The 22,910-nt window shown below is 56.4% G+C and carries 28 protein-coding genes; 11 read left to right on the top strand and 17 right to left on the bottom strand.

What is annotated here, in order from left to right; all coding sequences use genetic code 11:
- Nucleotides 1–8: 8 nt before the first annotated feature.
- Both gspG and K3819_RS16630 read right to left on the bottom strand, forming a co-directional pair.
- On the bottom strand, nucleotides 9–467 hold the full coding sequence (gene gspG, locus K3819_RS16625; RefSeq protein ID WP_085610505.1) for a type II secretion system major pseudopilin GspG: 459 nt from the start codon (nucleotides 465–467) through the stop codon (nucleotides 9–11).
- A 147-nt stretch (nucleotides 468–614) separates the two neighbouring features.
- Complete coding sequence (locus tag K3819_RS16630) at nucleotides 615–1,535, bottom strand: halovibrin HvnC (RefSeq protein WP_221397497.1); 921 nt, start codon at nucleotides 1,533–1,535, stop codon at nucleotides 615–617.
- Between the two features lie 260 nt (nucleotides 1,536–1,795).
- On the opposite strand from K3819_RS16630, the gene gspI reads away from it, so the two are divergent.
- The gene (gene gspI / locus K3819_RS16635) at nucleotides 1,796–2,173 is read left to right on the top strand and encodes a type II secretion system minor pseudopilin GspI (RefSeq protein ID WP_085610507.1); all 378 of its coding nucleotides are present in this window, start codon (nucleotides 1,796–1,798) and stop codon (nucleotides 2,171–2,173) included.
- 54 nt (nucleotides 2,174–2,227) lie between these two features.
- On the opposite strand, the gene K3819_RS16640 is transcribed toward gspI, so the two are convergent.
- Entirely contained in the window at nucleotides 2,228–3,547 is a 1,320-nt protein-coding gene (locus K3819_RS16640) for a hypothetical protein (RefSeq protein ID WP_221397498.1), read from the bottom strand.
- A gap of 400 nt (nucleotides 3,548–3,947) precedes the next feature.
- Here K3819_RS16640 and K3819_RS16645 point away from each other — a divergent pair, with 400 nt between their 5' ends.
- From K3819_RS16645 to K3819_RS16660, 4 genes are all read left to right on the top strand, one after another.
- Entirely contained in the window at nucleotides 3,948–4,421 is a 474-nt protein-coding gene (locus K3819_RS16645; protein ID WP_221397499.1) for a hypothetical protein, read from the top strand.
- Between the two features lie 417 nt (nucleotides 4,422–4,838).
- A complete protein-coding gene (locus K3819_RS16650) occupies nucleotides 4,839–5,201 on the top strand; it encodes a DUF6124 family protein (RefSeq protein WP_007959368.1) in 363 nt (120 codons plus the stop codon).
- 317 nt (nucleotides 5,202–5,518) lie between these two features.
- The gene (locus tag K3819_RS16655; RefSeq protein ID WP_221397500.1) at nucleotides 5,519–5,992 is read left to right on the top strand and encodes a hypothetical protein; all 474 of its coding nucleotides are present in this window, start codon (nucleotides 5,519–5,521) and stop codon (nucleotides 5,990–5,992) included.
- A complete protein-coding gene (locus K3819_RS16660; RefSeq protein ID WP_221397501.1) occupies nucleotides 5,989–6,399 on the top strand; it encodes a hypothetical protein in 411 nt (136 codons plus the stop codon). Before K3819_RS16655 ends, K3819_RS16660 begins: the two co-directional genes overlap by 4 nt.
- Before the next feature lie 195 nt (nucleotides 6,400–6,594).
- Here K3819_RS16660 and K3819_RS16665 read toward each other — a convergent pair whose 3' ends face one another.
- The 10 genes from K3819_RS16665 to K3819_RS16710 form a co-directional block, all read right to left on the bottom strand.
- A complete protein-coding gene (locus K3819_RS16665; RefSeq protein ID WP_085730684.1) occupies nucleotides 6,595–6,981 on the bottom strand; it encodes a DUF6124 family protein in 387 nt (128 codons plus the stop codon).
- A gap of 432 nt (nucleotides 6,982–7,413) precedes the next feature.
- On the bottom strand, nucleotides 7,414–8,127 hold the full coding sequence (locus K3819_RS16670) for a hypothetical protein (protein ID WP_119428684.1): 714 nt from the start codon (nucleotides 8,125–8,127) through the stop codon (nucleotides 7,414–7,416).
- Nucleotides 8,128–8,287: 160 nt separating this feature from the next.
- Entirely contained in the window at nucleotides 8,288–8,533 is a 246-nt protein-coding gene (locus K3819_RS16675; RefSeq protein ID WP_221399714.1) for a hypothetical protein, read from the bottom strand.
- Between the two features lie 133 nt (nucleotides 8,534–8,666).
- Nucleotides 8,667–9,053, bottom strand: a complete 387-nt coding sequence (locus tag K3819_RS16680) for a hypothetical protein (RefSeq protein ID WP_102687571.1) — start codon at nucleotides 9,051–9,053, stop codon at nucleotides 8,667–8,669.
- On the bottom strand, nucleotides 9,050–10,198 hold the full coding sequence (locus K3819_RS16685; RefSeq protein WP_221397502.1) for a hypothetical protein: 1,149 nt from the start codon (nucleotides 10,196–10,198) through the stop codon (nucleotides 9,050–9,052). The genes K3819_RS16680 and K3819_RS16685 overlap by 4 nt, the downstream gene beginning before the upstream one ends.
- Before the next feature lie 527 nt (nucleotides 10,199–10,725).
- The gene (locus tag K3819_RS16690) at nucleotides 10,726–11,265 is read right to left on the bottom strand and encodes a dCTP deaminase domain-containing protein (RefSeq protein ID WP_221397503.1); all 540 of its coding nucleotides are present in this window, start codon (nucleotides 11,263–11,265) and stop codon (nucleotides 10,726–10,728) included.
- Nucleotides 11,262–11,972 (bottom strand): dCTP deaminase domain-containing protein, encoded by a 711-nt coding sequence (locus K3819_RS16695; RefSeq protein ID WP_221397504.1) that lies wholly within the window; start codon nucleotides 11,970–11,972, stop codon nucleotides 11,262–11,264. The genes K3819_RS16690 and K3819_RS16695 overlap by 4 nt, the downstream gene beginning before the upstream one ends.
- Nucleotides 11,972–12,505, bottom strand: coding sequence for a dCTP deaminase domain-containing protein (locus tag K3819_RS29700; RefSeq protein ID WP_221397505.1), 534 nt, complete (start codon nucleotides 12,503–12,505; stop codon nucleotides 11,972–11,974). Before K3819_RS29700 ends, K3819_RS16695 begins: the two co-directional genes overlap by 1 nt.
- A gap of 585 nt (nucleotides 12,506–13,090) precedes the next feature.
- Nucleotides 13,091–14,920 (bottom strand): AAA family ATPase, encoded by a 1,830-nt coding sequence (locus tag K3819_RS16705; RefSeq protein WP_221397506.1) that lies wholly within the window; start codon nucleotides 14,918–14,920, stop codon nucleotides 13,091–13,093.
- A gap of 273 nt (nucleotides 14,921–15,193) precedes the next feature.
- A complete protein-coding gene (locus K3819_RS16710) occupies nucleotides 15,194–15,625 on the bottom strand; it encodes a type II secretion system protein N (protein WP_064381190.1) in 432 nt (143 codons plus the stop codon).
- Between the two features lie 132 nt (nucleotides 15,626–15,757).
- Between K3819_RS16710 and gspH the strand changes: the two genes are divergently transcribed.
- On the top strand, nucleotides 15,758–16,210 hold the full coding sequence (gene gspH / locus K3819_RS16715) for a type II secretion system minor pseudopilin GspH (RefSeq protein WP_011334577.1): 453 nt from the start codon (nucleotides 15,758–15,760) through the stop codon (nucleotides 16,208–16,210).
- Nucleotides 16,207–16,815 carry a prepilin-type N-terminal cleavage/methylation domain-containing protein gene (locus tag K3819_RS16720; protein WP_221397507.1) on the top strand — a complete coding sequence of 203 codons (609 nt, stop codon included), beginning with the start codon at nucleotides 16,207–16,209 and terminating at the stop codon, nucleotides 16,813–16,815. Before gspH ends, K3819_RS16720 begins: the two co-directional genes overlap by 4 nt.
- A 155-nt stretch (nucleotides 16,816–16,970) precedes the next feature.
- On the opposite strand, the gene K3819_RS16725 is transcribed toward K3819_RS16720, so the two are convergent.
- The 3 genes from K3819_RS16725 to K3819_RS16735 are packed head-to-tail and all read right to left on the bottom strand — an operon-like array spanning nucleotide 16,971 to nucleotide 19,210.
- On the bottom strand, nucleotides 16,971–17,909 hold the full coding sequence (locus K3819_RS16725; protein WP_221397508.1) for a DUF4880 domain-containing protein: 939 nt from the start codon (nucleotides 17,907–17,909) through the stop codon (nucleotides 16,971–16,973).
- Nucleotides 17,910–17,942: 33 nt separating this feature from the next.
- Nucleotides 17,943–18,494, bottom strand: a complete 552-nt coding sequence (locus tag K3819_RS16730; protein ID WP_064597192.1) for an RNA polymerase sigma factor — start codon at nucleotides 18,492–18,494, stop codon at nucleotides 17,943–17,945.
- The gene (locus tag K3819_RS16735; protein WP_221397509.1) at nucleotides 18,491–19,210 is read right to left on the bottom strand and encodes a secretin and TonB N-terminal domain-containing protein; all 720 of its coding nucleotides are present in this window, start codon (nucleotides 19,208–19,210) and stop codon (nucleotides 18,491–18,493) included. Before K3819_RS16735 ends, K3819_RS16730 begins: the two co-directional genes overlap by 4 nt.
- 150 nt (nucleotides 19,211–19,360) lie before the next feature.
- Between K3819_RS16735 and K3819_RS16740 the strand changes: the two genes are divergently transcribed.
- A complete protein-coding gene (locus tag K3819_RS16740; protein WP_085648453.1) occupies nucleotides 19,361–19,705 on the top strand; it encodes a hypothetical protein in 345 nt (114 codons plus the stop codon).
- Here K3819_RS16740 and K3819_RS16745 read toward each other — a convergent pair whose 3' ends face one another.
- Nucleotides 19,706–20,146: a carboxymuconolactone decarboxylase family protein gene (locus tag K3819_RS16745; protein ID WP_085610522.1), complete on the bottom strand. Its 441-nt coding sequence runs from the start codon at nucleotides 20,144–20,146 to the stop codon at nucleotides 19,706–19,708.
- Nucleotides 20,147–20,457: 311 nt separating this feature from the next.
- Between K3819_RS16745 and K3819_RS16750 the strand changes: the two genes are divergently transcribed.
- From K3819_RS16750 to K3819_RS16760, 3 genes are all read left to right on the top strand, one after another.
- Nucleotides 20,458–21,894: a PLP-dependent aminotransferase family protein gene (locus K3819_RS16750; RefSeq protein WP_085648452.1), complete on the top strand. Its 1,437-nt coding sequence runs from the start codon at nucleotides 20,458–20,460 to the stop codon at nucleotides 21,892–21,894.
- Between the two features lie 120 nt (nucleotides 21,895–22,014).
- Nucleotides 22,015–22,308, top strand: coding sequence for a putative quinol monooxygenase (locus K3819_RS16755; RefSeq protein ID WP_039773274.1), 294 nt, complete (start codon nucleotides 22,015–22,017; stop codon nucleotides 22,306–22,308).
- Nucleotides 22,309–22,482: 174 nt separating this feature from the next.
- Entirely contained in the window at nucleotides 22,483–22,902 is a 420-nt protein-coding gene (locus tag K3819_RS16760; RefSeq protein ID WP_221397510.1) for a cupin domain-containing protein, read from the top strand.
- Nucleotides 22,903–22,910 lie beyond the last annotated feature (8 nt).

The raw sequence follows: 22,910 nt of genomic DNA on the forward strand, positions 1-22,910 counted from the left end.
GGCCGGCCTTACAACTGCCAGGAACCGATGTCGGCATTCACGCCGTCGCCGTCAGGCTGGCCGTCGGCACCGAGGGAAAAGATGTCGATCTCGCCGTTGGCACCGGGATTGAGGTACTGATAAGGACGACCCCACGGGTCATTCGGCAGGCGCTCCAGGTACGAGCGCCAGTTGGTGTTCTTCGCATCGGCCGGCCGCTCCACCAGCACTTTCAGGCCCTGGCTCTGGCTCGGGTAAGTGCCGTGATCGAGGCGATACAGCTTCAGCGCCTGCATCAACCCGCCAATGTCCTGCTTCGCCGCCGTGGCCCGCGCCTGATCCGGCCGGTCGAGCACCTTGGGCACCACCATCGCCGCCAGAATCCCGAGAATCACCACCACCACCATGATCTCGATCAGCGTGAAACCCTGCTGCCCACGGGGCATCCGGCTCGGTCGACTGGGCTGTTTGAACTGCGCGATATCCATCTCGTCATTCCCTGGCTTGATTCGATTCGACGCGCAGTGTTGCAAGAAGATATGTCAGGGATGTTGAAAATCCTCGGGAGAAAAAGTCATCCAAATAGAGGCTGGGCGGCGACTGCCCGGTCGCCGCCCAGCCTTACGCAGCACCTGTCACTGCGTACCTGCATAAGTGCCTTTCGCTGGGTTCGTTGATTGCCACTTGCCCACCACCTGTTCCCCGCTGAAAAACTGGAAGCTGGCGCTGCCACCCTGCACGGTGGGCATGGTCACCCGAATGATTGGCGCCACGATCCCCCCTGAAGCCGTATAGAAATCCTTCTGGTTGTATTGAGCATCGGGCAGGCCACTGCCCGTGTAGAAGAACGCCCACAGCGGCACGGTGCGATGAATGTTTTGCGGCCAGATACCGCTGACGACTTCGTTCCAGCCCTGGAACGAAGTGGCCCCCAACAACGCCATCGCGCGAATGCCTTCAATATAGGCAGACGCCGAGTGATCGCCTGCCGTCGTTTCGCGGACATTGAAGCCGCATTGCGCATTGTTGGTACGGTAATTGGTCATCCACTGCTGGGCCGTGGTGATGCCCTGAATGTGGCAAGGCCGGCTGGTGAGCGGTTGAGAAGCCAGCGCGCCACAACCGTTTTCAGAGCGGGAGGCGGTGCTGCCGTTCATGGGAAAAATGCAGAAAAAATCGAAATCGACCTTGTCTGTCGGGCTCTCGAAGATCGGATAGATGATGTAGCCGTTGTTGTAGTAAAAACCTTTGAAAGACGAATCACGTCGTAGCCATGACCATGACACCCGCCCCTGCTGCACCGAGCCCGGACTCGGGTTCCAGACATGATAGGCCAGCGATTTCACCGTTCCCCTGGCCATGACGCCTTCGCACAGAAACGCAGGCCGGGATGGACCGCCGCAATCGGTACGAGTGCCGTTATAAAGTGCCTGGAGCCTGGCGGCCGTTGCCGCTCCGTCAAGGGTAGCTTGCTGAATCTGCAGATCATCGGAGACCTGCTGCTGGCTGGTGCAGCCCACCAACAGGCACAGCATCACAACCGTGAGCATTCTCATCAGTGAAATTCCTCTCTCGAATGGACGTAGCCAGCGACAGACGCAATTCCAACTGGCGGATGCCCTTGGAAACCCTCTGCAAAAATACCCGCCAGACAGAGCTTTTTCAGGGACGCCTCAATCAAATCTCACGGACATAAGTGTCGCTACTGTCAGATCTGACAGTAGCGACCAACGGTCTAGCGTCCTCGGGAGCTTTGGTCAGCAATCGGTCAACTCCGATGTTTACAGTGCGACCTCCTTCCCATCGAAATGTCCCGATGCCCAACAAAACCCCACAAGCCGGATTCACCCTGATTGAAGTGCTCGTCGCACTGGCGATCATCGCCGTCGCCATGTCCGCCGCCGTGCGCGTGGCGGGGTTGATGACGCAGAGCAGCGGGGTTTTGCGGGATCGTTCGATTGCGATGATTGCGGCGCAGAGTCGGATGGCGGAATTGCGGTTGGAAGGCAAGTTGCCGATGGGGGTCAAGGCGATGGAATGTGATCAGGGGCGGTTGTTGTTGCGGTGTGAGCAGGTGATTGGGGCGGTGGAGAATGGGCGGTTGTTGAAGGTTGGTGTGCAAGTCTTCGATCGCAGCCAGGAGGGGCCGCCGCTTGCGCGGCTGGATACGTTGTTGAATCGGCCCCAAGACTGAATGGCCCAGGTCACCAGACATAGCTGACAACCTCGGCCAGATGAATCAAGTCAATCAGGGTTTCAGTACTCCGCCTCCCGCACCGAGAATAACCAGAAGCACGACATCCGCAGGATTAGGCGTTCCGACATAAGGAACACCCGAATTCCGATAGCCGGAAATCCGCACAAGGTTGCCGCCCTGACTGCCATTGAAGTCGATCGCGCCGTTCACACATCCACCGTCGGTGAGATCGACCATGTTACCTGCGCCATTCATCAGAATACCCCGGTAATTAGGGTTCACCGCCGCCGCTGTCGCGCCAAGCACACCGCTGATCCTGTTCGCCGTTCCATAGTTTTCAATACAGTAGGTGCCACGGGTCGCGTAGTAATCACAGTCGCTGAATGAGTTCTGATTGCTGCTAATCTTGAGTGGGCAGTGACCTCCCTCAAAGTGTGAATTGACGGCCGTACAACCTGGTGCAGTGTCCTCGATATAAACCGACGCCGCTGGAACATTACTGGTGGAAGAACGGTTCCAAGGATGCAGGTTGTCCGCTCTGAAGTTTCTGCTCGCGTACAACCCAAAAAAGGAGTTATCCGCGGAGACTCCACAGTCCAGCAACGTGACGTTAGTCATCGAGGAATCGGTCGGGCCGTTGTACAACCAGCCATGGCGACCCGTTGTGTCAATCAGAATGTCTTCATACGTGCTTTCAAAACCGAGCTTGCGCTCACCGTCAATGATGTCGAAATCAGTAACCAACCCATGGTAGGCAGACTGCGTTATCGTGATCTGTCGCAGGCTCTGCTTGGCGCCTTTGAGGGCAAAGGTGTTTCCGCTGGTGTTGTTGGCCCGGTTGCCGTCGAACTGCATACCGACAATCGAAACGTTGTTCGTGTTGACGTTGAAATTCGAAGAAATGAAATCCGTGTTCAAGCCACCATTGGCCTTGAGAATGGTAAAGAACTGCCCTTTGCCAACCCAGGACATGTTCGGAATGATCTGGATGAACTCACAGACGTAAGTGCCGTAACCCCACACGATTCTCGCGCCTGCAGCCGTCACTGCAGCGTTCGCCAGATTCAAAACACTTTGGGTATTCACCGAGCCATCGCGCTTGAAGCCACACTGCTCGGCGGTGACATTGCCGTCGTGCATCAACTTCCAACGGCCACCATCGGTCGCGACGATAACCATCGGGCTTGCCTCCTTGGCCGTCGTGCCTGTTGTGTCCAAAACGTACTCGGCATGCCCTCCATCTCCGCGAGCATAAAAACCAAGCGTTGAAACCTTCTTGTATGTGGCCGAACTAACGGCGCGGAGATCTTCGAGGATATCGACCGTCATGCAATCAATCTGGGCGGCGAGGTTTGTGGTGTTTCCTGTCATTGGGCATAAATCCTTTTGCTTGGAGAAAGCTCCGCGTCTGGCGGGGCTCGGTGGCAACCTGAGATGTTGAGGACGGGTTGCGGTGGGGTGGAGAGATTTGTTTTTAGACGGCTTGCGGAACCGGCTGGAAGCAAGATTATGCATTTATGCATAGTTAATCAATGCATTTGTGCATATCCATTTCCATCACTGCGCGCCGCCTAATAGGCGGTGGTGTAAGTTGATATGAATCGGAATGAAGCCCCGGAGATCAGCAGCACGCCGAAAACAGGAGCTATAGACCAGGCTGAGATTTCGCTCCCAGGCCAATAAACGGATGTGACAAGGGTAACTATGCTTTCGAATTCCCCCGGACGAAAAATCATCAACCAATGCCGTTTACGAAGCAATGGAGTGCAGGATGAAAATCATCGCTTTTTTTGCTATCTATCTCGCCGGCGGGGTTGCCCTGTTTCCCCTCATCGACCTCTTTCGTCCGGTAGGCATCTCTCTCGACCGATTCTATTCGGAGTTCTACCTCAGCCCCGGCGCTGATGTGGCGCAACGTCTAAGCCTGAGCTTCATCTACGCAAGCGTGTTTCATCTGGGGTGGGCTGCCCTGTTTTCTGAATCCGCAAAAAGCTGGGTGTACACGACCAACATCAAAGACCTTTGCTATCTCGCCTTACGGTGTTTGAGCTATTTTTGCATCAGCCTGATGACGCTTGGACTGGTCGGGAAAAGCGCACAGAAAGTGCCCTCTACAGAATTTCATCAATATTTTCATTTTCTGGTTATCGGCATGCTCGCGGGCGTTTGGGCGTGGGAGCTCAAGAATTTTTTGATAGCCGTCATTCATTACACCGCAAGAAAAATCAGGGGAACGACTGAATGAGAGAGGCCAGATTTATTTCCAGACAGGAAAATTGGCCTTCTTTTTTCACCTGTTTAATCAATTCCCACGACCCCGTTTAAAGACACCCTCCGTTACTTCCTCAAGGCTACAACGCCTTGCGTCATTGCCTACGACTACGCCAGAATCCGCCGGCTTGTGCGTCTAGGGTGCGGGTTTTATCGTTTCCGGGTCACTGAAAAACAGTGATCGGGTTTGGTAGCCCGACCTCCCATATGACGCATAACGTCACCTAGCGCAGATGCTCTTTCGGCATCCGTCTTATGGTGGCCATGCGCAGGGCGCCCTCGGGCGCGCCGGATTTTCCATATGGGCCGGTCTACCAACCTTCGTATGGCCACCACCACTCGTTTGGTAGCGAGAGTGATGGCTCCTTAAGTCCCATATGGAGCTACATCTATGTTCAAACCAACACCAAACCCACCAGAAACCGATCCGGTCTCCCCCTACAAATTCCCCGACTCCCGAACCCTGAACGAAGCCGCCGAACGCGCCCTCGACCACTACCTCACTCCGCAGCAACGCATCATGGGCAGCCACCATAAACACGACCCCATGTACCTGGCTAACCCGGCCTACAACACCGAGTCCCTTCTAGCCAATGCCAGCGAATCCCTGGGATCGGCGAGCGAAATGCTCAACAACTTCGCGGCCACGCTGGAGCCTGCCCATCGCAAGACTGCGATCGGGATTGCGCAGTTGGTGATGTTGAGCGAGCTGGCGGTGAATCAGGCGTTGGATCATGTTGAGGTGAAGGCGTGATCGGCTAAGCGCTGTAGCTCAGCAGCCGGAAAGAAAATGGCCGAGGTTGTCAGGTGTAACTGATGACCTCGGCCAAATGAGCAGTTCTATTTTTTGCGGCACATCTCGACGTCATCCTGCGTATTCAGGTCGGTGTCGCTCCCAAGCGATACTTGCAGTAATCAATAATCCACCCCCGTTCCTCTGCTGTCAGGCGCTCTACCCCCTCTATTTTCCAGCGACTGAATTACCGCAAATGGCCAGGATGTCTATGCTGTCGACTTGCCTGATCGAAAAATCGTTTGTCGATGCCGTTATACGAAGCAATGGAGTGCGAGATGAAAATCATCGCTTTTTTGGCAATCTATCTCGCCGGCGGGGTTGCCCTTTTTCCCCTCCTCGACCTCTTTCGTCCGGTAGGCATTTCTCTCGACCATTTCTATTCGGAGTTTTACCTAAGCTCCGGCGCTGATGTGGCGCAACGTCTAAGCCTGACCTTCATCTACGCAAGCGTCTTTCACCTGGGGTGGGCTGCTCTGTTTTCTGAATCTGCGAAAAGCTGGATGTATACGACCAACATCAAAGACCTTTGCTATCTCGCCTTACGGTGTTTGAGTGCTTTTTGCATTAGCCTGACGACGCTTGGACTGGTCGGGAAAAGCGCGCAGAAAGTGCCTGCTACAGAGTTTCATCAATATTTTCATTTTCTGGTTATCTGCATGCTCGCGGGCGCTTGGGCGTGGGAGCTCAAGAATTTTTTGATAGCGGTCATTTATTACGCCGCAAGAAAAATCAGGGGAACGGCTAAATGAAGGCCCCGATGCTCCTCATCGCCATTTGTTGCATGGGCACAAGCGCTGCGTGCGCTGATGTCTCGCAAGCGGCAAACGACAAAAACGGGTCAGCAGGCATCACCGTCGATGAGCCCTTGGTGTCGGCCAGATCCAAGTTGATCAAACAAGGATGGAAGCCAACCCGGATGCACACCAGCGATGGCTATGAATACAGTGGTGTCGAGCGGGAGCTGGCCGCACGCAACTTCCTGGAGCTCGATGTCTGCTCTTTCGATAGCTCGCGCTGCATCCTGTTCTATTCAAAGAAAGGCGCCTGCTTGCGTGTCGACACCATGGGTGAGCAACTCAAAGACATGACGGTAACGCGATGGACCGATGAATGTCCTGATGCGCCTTCAGAGCCAAAGAGCGGCGACGCGGGTTAAGCAACAAAAAGGGATCGATTGAAATGAATCGATCCCCTTTTTCCACTGACGGCTAGGCGTCAGAAACAGCGCATGTGCCATCGCCCTCTCTGCCAGTCCAGCTCCCACAAATTTCAGCACCTACACAATATCTGTGATCAACATAAATTCCGTGGGATCGGGCTTGCTCGCGAAGGCGCCAAAATTGACACCCGTTTAATCAGCAGGTGATCCCGAGGTCTGCTTCACCGGCAATTGCAAATTATCCAACGCCCGATTCACCGCCAACTCGCCGAGCATGATCAACTGCGCAATGCCCACCAACGCCCGACGCTGCGAAGCCGGCACCAGACTGGCGATGTTCTGGGCAATGGTTTGGGCCGAAGCGAGAGTTTCACTGGCATCAATCAGCAGTTCTTCGTTTTTGTTGTCCGCCGTCACGGCATACATCCCGCGGGTTCTGCGTGGGGGCGGCGTGGAGCCGGGCGGACAGAGGTAATGATCGAGCGCGCGGTCAGCGGCTTCGTGGAGTTTTCTGGAATCGATGGATTCGTAGGGGGAAACCGAGTCGGTTTCGGGCGGGTTGGGTGTTGGTTTGATCATGGTGAAGCTCCATTTTTATACCTGGTGGAACCACCAACACCTGTCGCTAAACAAGTAAGGGTGGCAGCTGTACGCGGGTTAGCGAACCGAGAGGTATAAGACCCGGCAGACCCGAAGGTCTCCCACGCACAGCCACCATATCGCCATCGCAAATGTCTGCGACAAACAGGAGCGTCGTTGAACTTATACCTGGTCGGGTCGCTAAACCCGGTCGCTGGGTTACCAGCGACACGTAGACGATAAAGACCAGGTACAAAGCGCACAAGCCGGCGGATTCTGGCGTAGCTGTAGGCAACGGCGCAAGGATATGTAGCCTGAGAGAGTGTCTGGAGATGTCTTTTTAAACACAGGCGTTTATCGAGGCCTTACTGCGGCACCTCCCCCACTTAAATAAATCCTCCCCATAACCGGCTGTACTCACCTATCGAGCACTCATAACTGAGCATACGCAGCTTCAAAATCATTGATCGCTTGGTTTACTTTGTATCGAAGCATCAGCGATGCCGAAAGCTTGACCATTGCTTCAAACAGGACATGCCCTGATTGAATCTGGCATTGACCAACACAATGTCCAGCATACCCGCCAGTTTCATATGCGTAGACGTTGTAAAAAACCCTGCCTGACTCCCGTCTCAACCCTGCAGTGAGAAGTGCGACAGCGCCGTCTGCCACTTGGGGCTCAGGCCGTGAAAACTCCAGAACATCATCGAACGGAACGAACATAGCTGAAGCGGACATTACAAATAGACTCGCAATATCTAATGCTTCCTCAACGTTTTTGAGCTCCGGTGTCGCGTACTCGTGTTCAAGAAAATTTCGCATATCGACGACTTTACGCAACAGACTGGGCGCCAATAATCCAAGCGCCCTTACTCGCTCGATCTTTTTTGGCACGTTCCATCTAAGTGATGGATAGCCGAAGGAGATCAGTAACTGATCAAGCTGTCCGACAATGGCTCGTTTCACATTGGTCGTTGCGTTCACAAGCGCGGCCAATCCGCCCCGCTCAAAATCTTCTTCGGCCAAGATCAAAAATTCCATTGGAGAAATTTTCAGATCTGTCATTCCAAAACTTCCACCTCCTAACGCCACTCCACTTTTACTCAAGTCAAATCCATGAGCGACGCAAAACTCTTTGATATCCATCTCAGCTCCTGGCTAATCGGCGAGTCGAAATCAGTGTATCAGTGACAACATGGCCCACCTGGCCGAATTGAGTAGGCAGGCTGCCTCCCTTATCCCAACAGTGGGTAGAAAATGGTCTTGGCTGCCGGTCCTAGCTGGCAACCTTGGCCAAATAGACAGCTTATTTTTTCCAGCACCTCTCGACGTCATCCTGAGTTTTGAGGTCGGTGTCGATTCCCAACCGGTACCAGCAGTAATCAGTAATCCACTCTTGCTCCTCTGCTGTCAGGCGCTCTACCTTCCTGATCTCTCCGTCATTAGCGTGGATGTTGTAGAACTTCATCTGAAACGTCGGATGCTTCTTGATGAAGACAATGGTCTCGATGTCTCCGTCCTCAAGAGCTTCGTAGTAGCCGACGTAAAGCATGGTCACTAGGGCGAAGACCGCCGCGATTAGAAGCTTTTTCCATTCTTGTGACGCCTTTGTCTGTAGCCCTCCGACCGTACAAACGAGGCTCTTAATTTTGCGTAAGAGTGAGATCCGCGCGTTGCACAATGCGCTAAACAAGCCCTGACTTCACAGCTACTCCGAAGCAGATCATGACCAATAACAAAGAAATCACGCTCCATTGCAGCACTATCAGCTTGCGTTTAAGGGGGACCGGGAAATTGGCTAGATCTTGAGAGTTCAGCTCACCCCTTTTCAAATAAAAATTGGGGAATGTCACAATTCCCGAAATGCCACCAACGAGCAGAAGTTTTCCCCAAGGCCCTCCATTCCGAAGCGGAGCGCGAGTCATGATGGCTGAGCAATTCTTCAGATGCTCCAACATCAGATCCATCTTCGTATACGCAAGGTGCAAACAGACTCCAATCCAAAGAACAAGTCCTGCCAGATCAGCGACGGCAATGGCCAGAAGCACCTTATCAACGACGTTCAAACTCATTTACCTGCCTCATAGATCTTCTCACCCGCCCATTCGCCTGTAGCCCCACCAAGGACTCCACCCGCATATGAGCCCGCCGCTACGACGATGACGCCACATGCCAAGGTTGCCATGCCACCTGTGGGTACACCCAAGCCAACACAGATAATCCCCGCTGTGGAACCGGTCAAAAACGCGCCGGTAGCAGCACCGCCGGCCACTCCTCCGACAAAGTTACCAGCCTCGGTATATTTGATTTTTTCGCAAGCATCTTTATTACCTGCCGCACAGACTTCTAGAACCTTCATGTAAGACGCCCCGCCACCTACGGCTGTACCCACCCAGCCACCATACTTCACAACCTTGGCTGCTCTGGCGACACCTTCTGCGTGAGTGGCGTAACCGGGAATCTGTCCCGGAGCACCGGCCAGGGTCCAGTGATGCACCAGGCTTTTGCTTGAGATGCCAAGAGCTGATTTCAGACTTGGATGATCAGGGAAACCGATACCCTTTCTGGTTAACCCGTTGAGCTGTCTATCAAGCTTGGCAAACAGTCGTGCGCGCTCGTTAAAAAACTCCGAACTACGCAAGTGACCGTCACGCTGAAAACTTTTCTGATGCAGCGTTTCGATTTCCTTTAGCGACGTTTTCACGTCTTCAAGATTCTTGGCGAAGATCGACTCACCGACACCGATTGATGTAGAGCCTTGCGAAAGAACGGATTCTATCTGACTCCGATAGCGGACCATGAAGCTCGCTTCTTCGTCGGACATGGGCTTGAGTGCCGCGTCCACTTTCTGAGCCGCTTCCATGAGCAACGCTTCTTCACGTGTGCACTGGGGATTGTTCGGATCGCTCAACACGATGAGCTGCCCGGGCTTGGCGTAACCGGTGACGTGAGGGTTGAGGCGCGAGAATTTCTCAAGCGTTGCGCCGTCCGGCTTATCGAACAATGCTGCTTCTAGCGCAGAGCGCGGCATGACTTGCTGAACGATGTAGAAACCAGGTTCAGCTATTGGCTTTGCAGCCGCCGGTTTCTCTGCCGGAGCCTCAGGGTATTCCGCCCAGTGCTTGGCGTGCAGGTCAGTCGGTTCTACGCCACGGTAGACCTTTTTTCTTGGCGGGTTAGGTTGCGCGGGCCTCGGTACGTTTCCAATTTCACTCATGAATCATCCTTGTTCACTTCGGGAATCCCGGCTTGGGTTTCTGACAGTCCGACGCTATCGAAAAGCCCAAATGCTGGCTGTAGGACAAAACCTAAAAGGCTGTACCCAAACGGCTGATTCCTGTCATTCGCGGGGTGCGCAGGGTAACTGGTAAAAAAGGGTGGTTGTATGGCAGCAGATGGCCACCTACGATGATTGCGGCCCGAATAATCTGCGTTTAACTGCTATTACGTCCAATAACGACAGCTATTTTCGGCCGAAACGGACGTACGCAAGCGGCCGTCCATAAGCGGCAGCTTTCGGCCAATAGCAGACGCTAACTGACATTCCGTTTTAGCCGAATCGACGCCCCAGCCAATTGCCGCCACTGTCTGATGCGGTGCAGTTCGATGGAATAAGAACGGAACTCGAGCTTAGCAACCGCTATGACCCAAACTTCACTATTCGAGAGCTTGGGCGCCAACTAGTAATTAACTTCAATACCTGGTTGTCTTCACCCGCGGCGTCGACCGCTGCGATGAGGAGATCTACTTTCGAAACACTGCGAGGGTGGGCCCTTCTTTGGCAGCATCCATATACCGACCGTGGTATGGCTCAGAAGCGGTGCTGCTGCATTTCATCAAATAAAGCTGTGCTATATCGCTGACGGCCGGTATTTCGATTTTCCAAGGTGACATATTGATGATTTCGAGGGTTATGTACCCGTCGAAACCCGGCTCTACCTGACCGTCATTACAGGTTACCTGCACGAACAACCGCGCAAGGGTTCCTTTGGTTTGCACCAAGCCAAAATAGTCCAACGGTATTTTGTATCGATGTTTACTGCAGGTAATGACTTGCTCACCAGGTTTTAGCACCAAATTTTGCTGAATTTCTTTTTTCTCCGAAAAAACCGTCGAAGGGACTGGATGCGAACCGTATACAATGCTTTCGGAGACGGGCAAAGATTTTGGCTCGTAATACGTATGCCCCAATTGAATTTTGAGAGAAAATTCATCAAATAAGGTTTTTTCGCATACTGAATACTGTGCAACAAGGTGTTCTAGATTTTTATCAATGACAATCATTTTGGCTTTACTTCATTCGGCGATGGCTGAGCGCTTTGTTGTGCTTGAGGAGTCTGCGATTGGTGTTCCAGTATCGTCTTGTAATAGATCGCGTACAGTATAAGAGAAGACACCAAGGAGCTTCCGATTAAGTTCAGCGTCCACCCGATCCATATGGTGGGATTGAGCGAAAACCATTTCTTCAATCGCGCGCGCCGCGTGATGGGAAGCGTCGATATTTCACTGCCACGCTTGATGGGGTTCTGGGTATGCGTCGATTCTGTGGAGAAAAAAATCACAGAGCCCAGCTTTTCGCCTTTGGTCAGGTGAACATTCTTGTTGGTGGTGTTGAATATCCTGAGCTTGAGCTTGCCATCAAATGCAGGTTCGACCTTCGCCGAAGCAACAAGCACCCCGCGTGAAAGAAAAAGACTGCCCGTCGGCAGGACGATGCCATATCGATTGTGCGGCACCTTTATTTCTTCAGCGGCCTCCACCACCACAGAATCGTGGCCCTTGATCGTCATGCCATCGACGATGCGCCACAGGTTTTTGTCGTTGCCAGAATAGTTATCACTCCACCCTTCACCTACGGACAGTTCGAGCGAAAACTCTTCGATTCTATCGTCCTGTGCATTAGTGAGAATAAGGCTGTTGCTGGAGTACGATGCCGCGTCAAAGTCCGTGTGGGATTTCGTTGTACGCCCTTTGATCTGTAACACACTCATCAGATTTGTCCTTCGTCCTTGGGCTGCGAGACGCGGCCACCCTGCCACTGTCCTTTATACCGGCCGATATCCCCGGATACCGCCTGAAAGATAACGTGCGCAAAGCGCGCACCAATCTGAATTTCAAACGCCTCGCTGTGATGGTTGGTGAGCGCGAACGTCATCGGTCCTATATAACCTGGCGGCAGGACACTGGAACTGAACGTTATCCCGCTTCTGAACAGCGTGCTTCTAGGAAAAAAAAGCGCTGCCAGATCTTCTGGAAGATCGAATTCTTCCATGGTGCTCGCCAGATAAGTTTCGCCCGGCTCCATGACGAAGCAGTCATCTGCGTCTGCGAGCATGACCTCGCTGGCAGGGGTGCGTCGCGTAGACTCCCGCAAGCTTCCACCCCCTACAGTCAGGCGAGAGAGGCCTGCGAGTCTTAGGTCAAATCCAACGCCTTCCGGGGTAGTCAACTCACGCTGAGCAAGATGCTTGATTAGTTTTCCATCCCGAACCAGTTTTAGGAGCGAGTGCGGTGAATAAATCATATGTGTTGCCTCGGGAATGGCTCAGTCTCTATTACTGAAAAATCGCCTACGTTTGCAGGCAAAAATTCTGACTCAATCGTTGTGGCCGCATTTTGCGTGTCCTGCGGGCGCAGTAGCAAGGACAAAACCGCGCGACATGCTCAGCGCAGCGCACTGACAGATCCATCGGCGTAGCAAGCCTTCACCGCCCTCTGATCGGTCACGTCCGACAAAGAGTCGATCACCGAAATACAGCACGCGCCTGTGGCAAAGTCATTCGACATATGCTCGCAGTCAGTGGGAAATCCTTGGAACTTAACCCCGGCGGCTGCATACCTGGCTTGCCATATCCCCAGTCATTTGCAGTTCATGGGAGATCTGAACCTTGCTTGCCCCCGAGCGCCCAGCGTCGTCCGTAGTCGCTACTCAGTTACGTACGTTGTAGTACGAAGAATCGATTCGGCTTTGCAAGACTTCCCACATCACCAAGAGCTAAAAAATTTTGCCAACGGCAGCTAATGGCCGATAGCGGCCAGCCGCGAAACAGATCAGCCAGGCTTCGGTAAAAGTAATGGCCTCAAAAATGCTGCTTCTGGCGCACGGTCTTCAAGCGATTAAGGTCTGCAAGCCCTCAATTAACTCTTTAAGCTCGGAGCGATCAACATCGTTCTCTCGATAACTGGAACGCTGGAGGATTTGATCAGCACTCATCAACGGCCAGAATCGGTCAATGACGTCGTTAGGGTTAATACGCGCTGCTGATCCGATTAACTTCTTGGCGTCGCAGGTATCGGATAAAACCACACTGACTCCGAGTTGGGCCTCGATCAAATCGGGGCAAAGGTAGTTTTCGATTTCTCGTTTGCGCGTGGAGTAGAACGATCGGCCTCGCGCCTCGACCTCTCCCTTGCGCTTGGTAATCGCAGCCATTTGCTCGGCAGTACCCCCGATGTCCGAATCCAAAAAAACGCACCATGGAAGTCCAAGATCATCTGCGAGATTGAGGGTGACCCAATGTTTTACGCTGCCGCAGCCACCTATCAGAATTGGGACGATTCCAAGATCCTCCAAACTAGAGGCAAGCTGCCCAGCAGCTTTGAGCGTGTTGGCTGCATGCCTAAGGAAGATTACGTCTGACTTACCCTCTACCAATACGACCGCTCGCGCGCGCTCAAGACCTGTCTCAGGAAGCACACCAAGGCTTTCAGCAGCTTCCTTCAGTACGTCGTTACTAGGCATTTTGACGATCGGGTAACCGTTTTCGCCCTTAGTTACATAACGGATTCCCTCTATGGGCATAAGACCAGCCAGGGCTGGCACGTGAGTGGTAACAATGATCTGCCGGCTGGGATGCAGAGACAGTTCAAGTAGCGCCCGCATCAACATCACTTGATAGTTCGGATGCTGAGAGGTTTCTGGTTCCTCAATGGCGTAGATGACGTCGCGCTGGGTGCCCACTACGGCTTTCTCCGCCTCAGCGCGGAAGAAGTTGAGAAGAATTAGGCGACGTACGCCGCTCCCGCGTTTATTGATCGGTATGCCGTTCTCACCATCCAAGGTGAAGTTGAATACCCACTTCGGCTTATCCTTGAAGCGCGGTGTCAACTCGTTGGCAAGCTCAGGTGCCATCTCTCGCAACTTGTCGAGGGTGCGAGCAGCCACTTCTAATACGCTGGATTCAATTTGACGCTCCAATTCAGTGATTTGGCCCTGAAGTTCGGCCTGAGCCTCCTTGACCGCTTGCTGCAGCGGATTTTTTGCTTCGGCATCGCCATCACTGCTCTCCCTGTCCGCTTTGAACAGAGCAAAGACAGGTAACTGTGCCTCGATCTTTTCCCAGATGGATTTGTTGTCAGTCGAAAGCGCTTTGCTGATATCTAGAATTGTGTCCTGACAGGCTATATGCCCCGCCGCACGGCGAATGGCCTGGCGCCACAGTGAGGCTACTCGCTTGTCGGCAACCTGTTCGGCTATCCCGCGCTGCTCCCCAAGCTTTTTAAGATCGGCCATCTTCAGACTGAGTAGGGTTGCCAATTCCGGGTCCGCAGGATGCTGGCAACGAAGGGCTATCCGCTCGAGTTTTCCAGTACTTGCCTTGTAAGTTTTGACAATCTCCAGCGCGTCCTCTGCATTCAGAAGGTACTCATCTGCCAAAGTCGTCTCAGCAACCTCGTCCAAAACCATACGCTCGGGAAGCCCATCGAACTCGCACGCGATTTCAAATTGGTCGGCGCCTTCCGCCAGGCTGAAGCAGTTCATGTCGCTTTTATCAGGCTTAAACCCTTCCGCCTCAAAGAAGACGGCCAAGGCTTCGAGAATGCTGGATTTGCCATAGTCGTTACGACCGACGATGCCAGTCATGGCTTCGTTGGCAGGGATCACCGTAACGGTGCGATAACCGCGAAAGTGCGTTAGCTTGACGGACTTGAGGCGCATCTGATTTCCCTATCTGAAGTTAAGTCAACAAGGACGAACTGAAGCCAGTCTAGGCAGAGAAATGCACAGCTGCGCGCAGCCAACGTATCGAAAATTTCGCAACGACTCTGATCAGCAAAGGCCAGAGGGTCATTTATCGCTCTCGGTTTCTCACAGTTTTTCCGAGTTCGTGAGTCGTTACTAATGTGGCTACCGCTCAACGTCAACCAGTTGTGGCATCAGCGGCGAATTACAGCAATCGGCCTTTTCAATGGAGCCGTAGTAGCTAAAAAATCACGGCCTAACCAACCTAGGCATCTCCACCCCCTCCCCCAACCTCTCCACCTCCAACCGCACCCTCTCCCCACCCTGCTCAATCACCACCCCATCCCCCTCCACCGCCACCAACTTCACCCCAGGACTCACCCGCTCCCCCTGCAAAAAACTCCTCGGCGGCCCATCGTTCAAACTCAAAATCGCCACCGCCCCGCGACTCCCCGCCATCACCCCACTGACCTTGATCTCCACCGGCGCCGTGCGATTGGAAAACCACTGCAATGCCGGGTTATCGCTACGCGCCGCGAGCAGTTGCGGCGTAGCCGCCGGGGTGTGGGATTCGGCGGTGGTCAGGAGCAGGGATGACCAGGTGGCGATGCCGACCAAGGCAGCCAGCAGCGCGGCGGCCTGGATGAGTTGGGGAGGTGAAAAGCGTGCGGTGTATCTCATGGGCTGAATCTCCTTTTAGTCCCGGTGACCAGACTACGCGGCAATTCTCACGGTTTTATTTCACACGCCTTACATGTTGGCCGTGCAGGATGGTTTTTTGGGACGTGCTGGACGCAAGGGAGTGCGCATTCGATGAACCGGTGCAGGCAGCAGGGTTTTACGCTGATCGAGTTGATGGTGGTGTTGGTGATCATCGGTATCGCCAGTGCGGCGATCAGTCTGAGTATCAAGCCCGATCCGTTGCAGTTGCTGCGCAAGGACGCCGAGCGCGTGGCGCAGTTGCTGCAGATTGCTCAGGCTGAGGCTCGCGCCGATGGCCGGCCGATTGCGTGGTTGAGCGATGGCAAGGGGTTTCGGTTCAGTCGGCGCAGTGACAGTGGCAAGGGCTTTGATCATTTCGATCGGGACCCGCAGTTGCGGCCGCGTCCCTGGCAGAGTCCGAAGCTGGAAGTGCGGGTGGAGCCGAAGCAGAAAGTGGTGCTGAACGCGGAGTGGATCAATCCGCCGCTGCAGTTGACGCTGTCTGACGGGCTCAATCGGTTGAGTGTGCTGCGCGATGCTTCGGGCCGGATTAGCGTGCAATGAACAAACAACAAGGTTTTACGCTGATCGAGGTGATGGTCGCGATTTTGTTGATGGCGGTGGTCAGTCTGATTGCCTGGAAGGGGCTGGACAGTGTCACCCGCGCCGACAGCCATTTGCAGGCCAGCGGTGAGAAGAACGACAGCCTGTTGCGGGCGTTGAATCAGATGCAGCGGGACGTGGAGATGCGCGCGGGGATTGAGCTGACGGAGCCGAAGAAGGTCGGCACCGAGGATGAACCGGCAACGGCACCACCTGCTGTTACGGTGCGCAGCAGTGACAGCAAGGGGTTTCGGCTGGACATCATTCGTAGAGCGGCGGATCAGCCGGGGGCGTTGCAGCGGGTTCGGTGGTGGCTCAAGGGCGACACGCTGTATCGCGCGGTGGCGCCGGCGCGCAGTCGGTATCCGTTGCCAGCGCCGACGGCTGGGGTGGCGGTGTTGGGCGGGGTGAGTGATTTGCAGGTGCGGGTTTGGGAGATGGACAAGGGGTGGCGGCAGTTGAGCGGGAATCGGCGGGAGGATCCGTTGGGGTTGGAGGTGCGGTTGACTCGGGAGACGGCGCAGGGGGTGGAGAAGTATCGGCAGGTGATGGGGCCGTTGCAGTAATTGAAGTCACTGAGGTCCTGTGGGAGCTGCGGTGCGACGATTCGACTTGCCAGCGATGGGGCCTGCACATCCAACATTTCATTGCCTGACATACCGCTATCGCTGGCAAGCCAGCTCCCACAGGGTTTTAGGGTGTTTGTGGGTGTTGTGTTGGATTAGCTGAGGACGACTACGCCGCCCGGCAGTTCGGTGCATTTGACGCCGTAGGCATCGCGAATCAGTGCGCCTACGCCGGCCAGCTGGTCGAGGGAGAAACGTGCTTGTACGCGGCGTTGGCCGAGTTCGCGATTGAGCAGAAGCAACATGCCTGGGCGGTAGCGGTTGATCTCGTCGATCATCTGGCTCAGCGTCGCGCCGTTGAACACCAGCACCTGCTGACGCCAGTTCATCACCGCCCCCGTGTCGACGCTTTGCACGGTGCCGACCTGTTGTGCGTCATAGGTCAGTTGCTGGCCCGGTTCCAGTCGCAGGCTACGGCCTTCAACTTCCACATCCACCGCGCCATCGAGGCAAGTCACGCACACCTGCTGATCAAGGTTACGCAGGTTGAACCGCGCCCTGCTCGCCCGCAGCCATCCACCACCGGCCTGCATCGCCATCGGCAGCCGTGCGGTCTGCACTTCGACTTCGCCGCTGACCAGTTCAAAGCCTTGCACGCCCTCATCCACCGAGCGTTGGTTGATGCGGGTCTGGGTATTCAGTTCCAGGCTCAAACCATCGACCGGTTCGACCCGGCGTTGCTGGCCGACTTCGGTGATGTAATCCGCGCCAAGCCCGGAGAACCCGCCCGGAATCGTGCCACGCACCAGCAGGAACGCCGCCGACGCGGCAATCGCGCCGCCAAGAAAGGCCCGGCGACCAAACCGTCGTGGCGCCTGCATCGCTTCCGCCGCCGGTAGCAGCAGATGCCACAACGCCTTGCACTCTTCAAAGGCGCGGGCGTGTTCCGGGCTTTGCGCGCACCACTGGCGCAGCGCTCGGGCGTCGGCGACCGTGGCGCGGCCGGAGGTCAGCAGGATCAGCCAGTCGCGGGCTTCGCTTTGCAGACGCTCGGCAGGCGTGGGCTCGGCAGGTGTCAGACGGAAGATGTTCAAACGCGCAGGTACTCGACGGGTTGATCGGGAGCTTCATTCACTAGACGGTTTTCCGGCCCCGCGACCGAACCGCTGAAACACTTTTCTTTCCAGTTTGGCCGCGCAGTGTCCGAGGGCAGCCTTGATTTCCTTCTCGACCATGCGCGTGGAGATGCCGAAACGCTGGGAGATTTCCAGGTGCGGCGCTTCTTCCAGCCGTGCGGCGATGAAGATTCGGCGCCGCCGCGCCGGCAGTTCGTAGAGGGCGCTGAGCAGGGACTGGATTTCCTTCTGGCCGCCGACCACGCGCATCGGGTCCAGCGCTTCGTCGCTGACTTGCAGCAGTTCTTCGACTTCGCTGCCGGTGAGCAGCCGCGCATCGGCCTGGCGGCGGTCGGCGGCGATGTTCAGGGCCATGCGATAGAGGTAGGCGTTGGGGCGCAGCAGGTTAGGCGGCGTTTCCATGCGGTCGACCCGCAGGTAGGTTTCGTGCAGCACGTCGTTGGCCAGGTCCTCCGAGCCGAGACGGCGTCGCAGGCGCACCCGAAAGTCCTCGTAGGACGTCAGGAACAGCTGGACCATCGAACTTTGTCCGGCGTCTTTCATCCCCCGGAAACTCCTTCCCATTGTGTGCATTCCATGCGCTTTCCTGACGATTCGGGTAACAACAGCAACGTGACTGGCTGGCGCAGTGCGCCGGGTGTGGGCCGGTCGATTTTGAGCGTGTGAAAACTGTCTACCAGCGCTGCATCGCGCCGAACATCGCCGGTCGAGGTGACCAACCGGTTGTGCTGCACCACGCCGTCGCGGCCGATCCACAGCTGCAACACCGCGCGAAAACTGCCGGGCCGGGTCAGTGGCGAACGGCACAGGTTGCGTTCAATCGCGGCCTGCACCGCGGTGGCGTAACTGCGGTTGACCGCTGCACTGGCGGGGGTCGGTTTCTCCGCCGGCAGTGGCACTTCCTCGACTTGCGCAACCTGCAAGGTGAACGCGTCGTCGCGGCTGTACTTGGCCATCAAGCCGCTGCCGCCGAGCATCCGGCGCAACGCTTCGGCGGCGGTGAATTCGCCATCCACCGCCAACGAGCGTCGGCCGCGGCTCAACTGGCTGTCGACCAGCACCGCCATGCCGGTGGCGCGGCTGAACTGTTCGAGGGCGCGGGCCAGTTCCTGGGCCGGGATGTGCAGCGTCATGCGCATCGATGCCGGCATCGGGTCGGCGCTGACGCGGCTCAGAAACAAGCCAAGCAGCAGCCCCAGACAGAGCTGGCGCACGAGCGCTGAACGCGCAAATTCGTCCCTGGCACGGCCTCGCTGCACGGCTGATGCACCCCTGAAAACCGTCATCCTGAGGGCTGTTTATGAATCTGGTGTGACGGCCACTGCAAAAAAACCATCACGGGATCGTTGCCGCCGTTGCACTAGACTCTGGAGCCAGAGCGGCCCCTTCGGGCCGGCCAGGAGGCAGGCATGAAATCAGTCTGGAAAGTCGTCTTCGGCGGGTTGTTGCTGACGGTGTTGGGCGGTGCGCACGCGGAGCAGCCGCTGGGCTGCGTCGAGGTGACGGTGGGTGGCTACAAGGCGCCGAATTACGACTGCCTGAGCCAGCAGATGGGCAACAACCCCGACGGCGCGGCGGCTGCGCAGAAGAATCAGGAAGCGATGAATGTACCGGTCAACAAGCGCCCGCCGAATCAGGTGGGACTGGCGACGCCGGCGGCCACCAGTACGCGGATGGGCAACACGTTTGGCACGTCGGTGAAACCGCAGCGGCCGCCGGTGAATACTGGCGCTTCACCGCTGCTGGGCAAGTGATCAGTCGCTGGGGATCTGGCGAAAGCTCACCGCCAACCGGTTCCAGCTGTTGATGGTGCTGACAGCCATGGTCAGGTCCACCAGTTCCGTCTCGTTGAACTGTTCCCGCGCCTGCTGGTAAACATCGTCAGGCACCCGGCTATCCGCCAGCAGCGTCACCGCCTCGGTCCAGGCCAGCGCCGCCCGCTCGCGCAGGTTGAAGAAGCCGCTGTCGCGCCAGACCGCGATGGCGTACAAGCGTCGATCCGTCTCCCCGGCCCGTCGCGCCTCAACCGAATGCATGTCGGTGCAGAACGCGCAGCCGTTGAGTTGCGAGGCGCGGATCTTGATCAGGTGCAGCAGCGGCGGTTCGATGCTCAGGTTGCTGGTCAGCGCTTCCAGGCCAATCATCGCTTTCATGGCTTTGGGCGATGCACTGTAGTAATCCAGACGCGGGGACATGGGCGGGCCTCGGGCAGCAGAAGAGTGATTTCACGGTAGGCGCTGGTTCGGCAACGTTACAGCCCCAATTCCACGAAAAAATGGCAGACCATTTCCCCCGAGCCAAACACGATACCTGTGGGAGCGGGCTTGCTCGCGAAGGCGGTGTGCCAGTCGATTTTTTGTTGCCTGACACGACGCCTTCGCGAGCAAGCCCGCTCCCACAAGGGTAAGTGACCAATTCGATATTTTTGCTCTACGCAACTACTGCCCCGTAAACAAACGGGAGTAATCTGGCCGGCACACTCAATCACCCGGAGCGCCCCGTCGGTATGGAACTGCATGTCGTGATCAATGGCCGCAAGGATCTGGCCGGTCAGTTGTACCAGCAACTGCGCGGCGCCATTGAATCCGGGCGTCTGGCCGCCGGCACGCAACTGCCGCCCAGCCGCTTGCTCGCCGAGCAACTGGGGATCTCGCGCAAGACCATTTCCGACACCTACGCGCAACTCACCTACGAGAATTTCCTCACCGGGGTGATCGGCAAAGGCACTTACGTCAACGCCCGTTCGACGCCGGTACAGCGCAAACAAAGCCATTCCGAACTGGCCAGTTCCGAGGTGATCGAGAGCTGGCGCAATCTGCCGGTGTTCCTGCGCCACCCGACGCTCGAGGGCTCGCTGCGCTACGACTTCATCGGCGGCGCCACCAGCAAGGGCCAGTTTCCCCAGGATGACTGGCGTCGCTGCGTCGCTCATGCGCTTCGGCAGATGGCCAATGCCAAAGGTTTCTACAGCGTGCCGGAAGGCCTGCCGGCGCTGCGCAATGCGATTGCCCGGCACATCGCGTTTTCCCGTGGCGTGAACTGCCAGGACGAAGACATCGTGGTGTGCAACGGCGCGCAGCAGGCGCTGGATTTGATCACCCGGGTGTTGATCCGCCCCGGCAGTCTGGTGGCGATGGAAGATCCCGGCTACCCGCCGGCGCGGCTGCTGTTCGGCACTCACGGGGCGACGGTGGTCGGCGTGCCGGTGGATGCCGAGGGCATTCAGGTCGAGCGGATTCCCGAGGGCACGCGACTGATCTACGTGACGCCGTCGCACCAGTTCCCGCTGGGCATGCCGATGAGCCAGGCGCGGCGCGAGGCCCTGCTCGAACGGGCCCATGAGCTGGGCGCGATCATCATCGAGGACGACTATGACAGCGAATTCCGCTACGAGGGCCGGCCGACCGATTCGCTGCACAACCTCGACCAGCGCGGCATCGTCGCTTACGTCGGCACCTTCTCGAAAACCCTGCTGCCCGAGCTGCGCCTCGGCTACGCGATCCTGCCGCCGGCGATTCTCGAAGCGGTGATCCGCGCCAAGCAGCTCACCGATCTGCACGCCTCCACCCTGCCGCAATGGGCGCTAGCCAAGTTCATCGCCGAAGGGTGTCTGCTCAAGCACATCCGCCGCTGCCACACCATTTATGCCCAGCGCCGCGAGCGGATTCTGGCGCGCATGGCCACCGACCTGTCGCCGTGGCTGGAGGCCGTGCCGCCCAGCGCGGGGTTTCACATGGCGGTGTTCTGCAAGGTGCCGATCAACTTGCCGCTGGTGATCGAACTGGCGAAAAAAGTCGAAGTCGGGCTGTACGCTATCGACGGCTTCTATTACCAGCAGCCGGCCAGAAGCGGCATGTATTTCGGTTTCGGCGCCATCGAGACGCTGGACATCGACATCGCGCTCGACCGCCTGCGCGACATTCTGCAACAGGTCGTTGGTTAAATTGGCCTAAACGATTAACCGCCGATTGGTTATTGGTGATCCGGGGGTGCAGGCCTATTCTGCACAAGCGTTATCCCTCAGTGAGCAGGATTCGTCCGGCCTGATTCAGGAGTGTGAGCAATGTCCAACGAAGTGATCAACACCGTACAGGTGCAGGCTGCAGCCGGCCGATCGGAGGAGCTGGGCAAGCAGTTGCAGAAGATCGTCGAAACCCTGCGCCAGACGCCGGGCTGCGATTCCTACATGGTCGACCGCTGCCCCGAGGACAGCCACCGCTGGACGGTCAGCGCCCGCTGGCAGTCGGAAGCGGCGATGCAGGCGCATTTCAATCGCCCGGAAGCTCAGGGGTTTATTGACTTGATCGACAGTCGTCTGGCCAATAGCGTGGATTTCAACAGTTTCCCGATCGTATAAAAACAACAGGATCCACATCGATGGCGACGGAGCCCCCTCCGTCGCCATCGTTCGTTTTGCCGGCCTTGTTTTCGCGCGATTGGTCACCCGAACTTCCCGAATATTGGCCGTTTGAATACCCCGGCACGCGGACTACTGTGATCACCGACTCCCCCACTTCATCAGGTGATCACCATGAAAATCCTGCACTTGCTTGCCGCCCCGCTCGCCGCTCTGGCCCTCACCATCAGCGCTTCGGCACTGGCCCACGGTACCGATTCCCCATCCGAGAAAATCTCGGTGCTGCAGGACCAGATGCTGAAAAACGTCCCCGGCAAAAAAGCCCTGATGATCGAAGTCGACTACAAACCCGGCCAGTCCTCCATCGCCCATAAACACGATGGCACCGCCATGGCTTACGTTCTCGAAGGCGAGATCGTGTCACAAGTCAAGGGCGAGCAACCGGTCACCTACAAGAAGGGCCAATACTGGTATGAACCCGCCGGTTCCGAACATCTGGTGTCGAAAAACGCCAGCAAGAGCAAGCCGGCCAGGTTGCTGGTGTTCATGGTGCTGTCGCCCGACGAGCAAGTATTGATCCCATTGAAAAACTGATGGCTGTT

This window comes from Pseudomonas sp. 3-2 (genome assembly GCF_019710535.1).
Taxonomy (GTDB): domain Bacteria; phylum Pseudomonadota; class Gammaproteobacteria; order Pseudomonadales; family Pseudomonadaceae; genus Aquipseudomonas; species Aquipseudomonas pharyngis.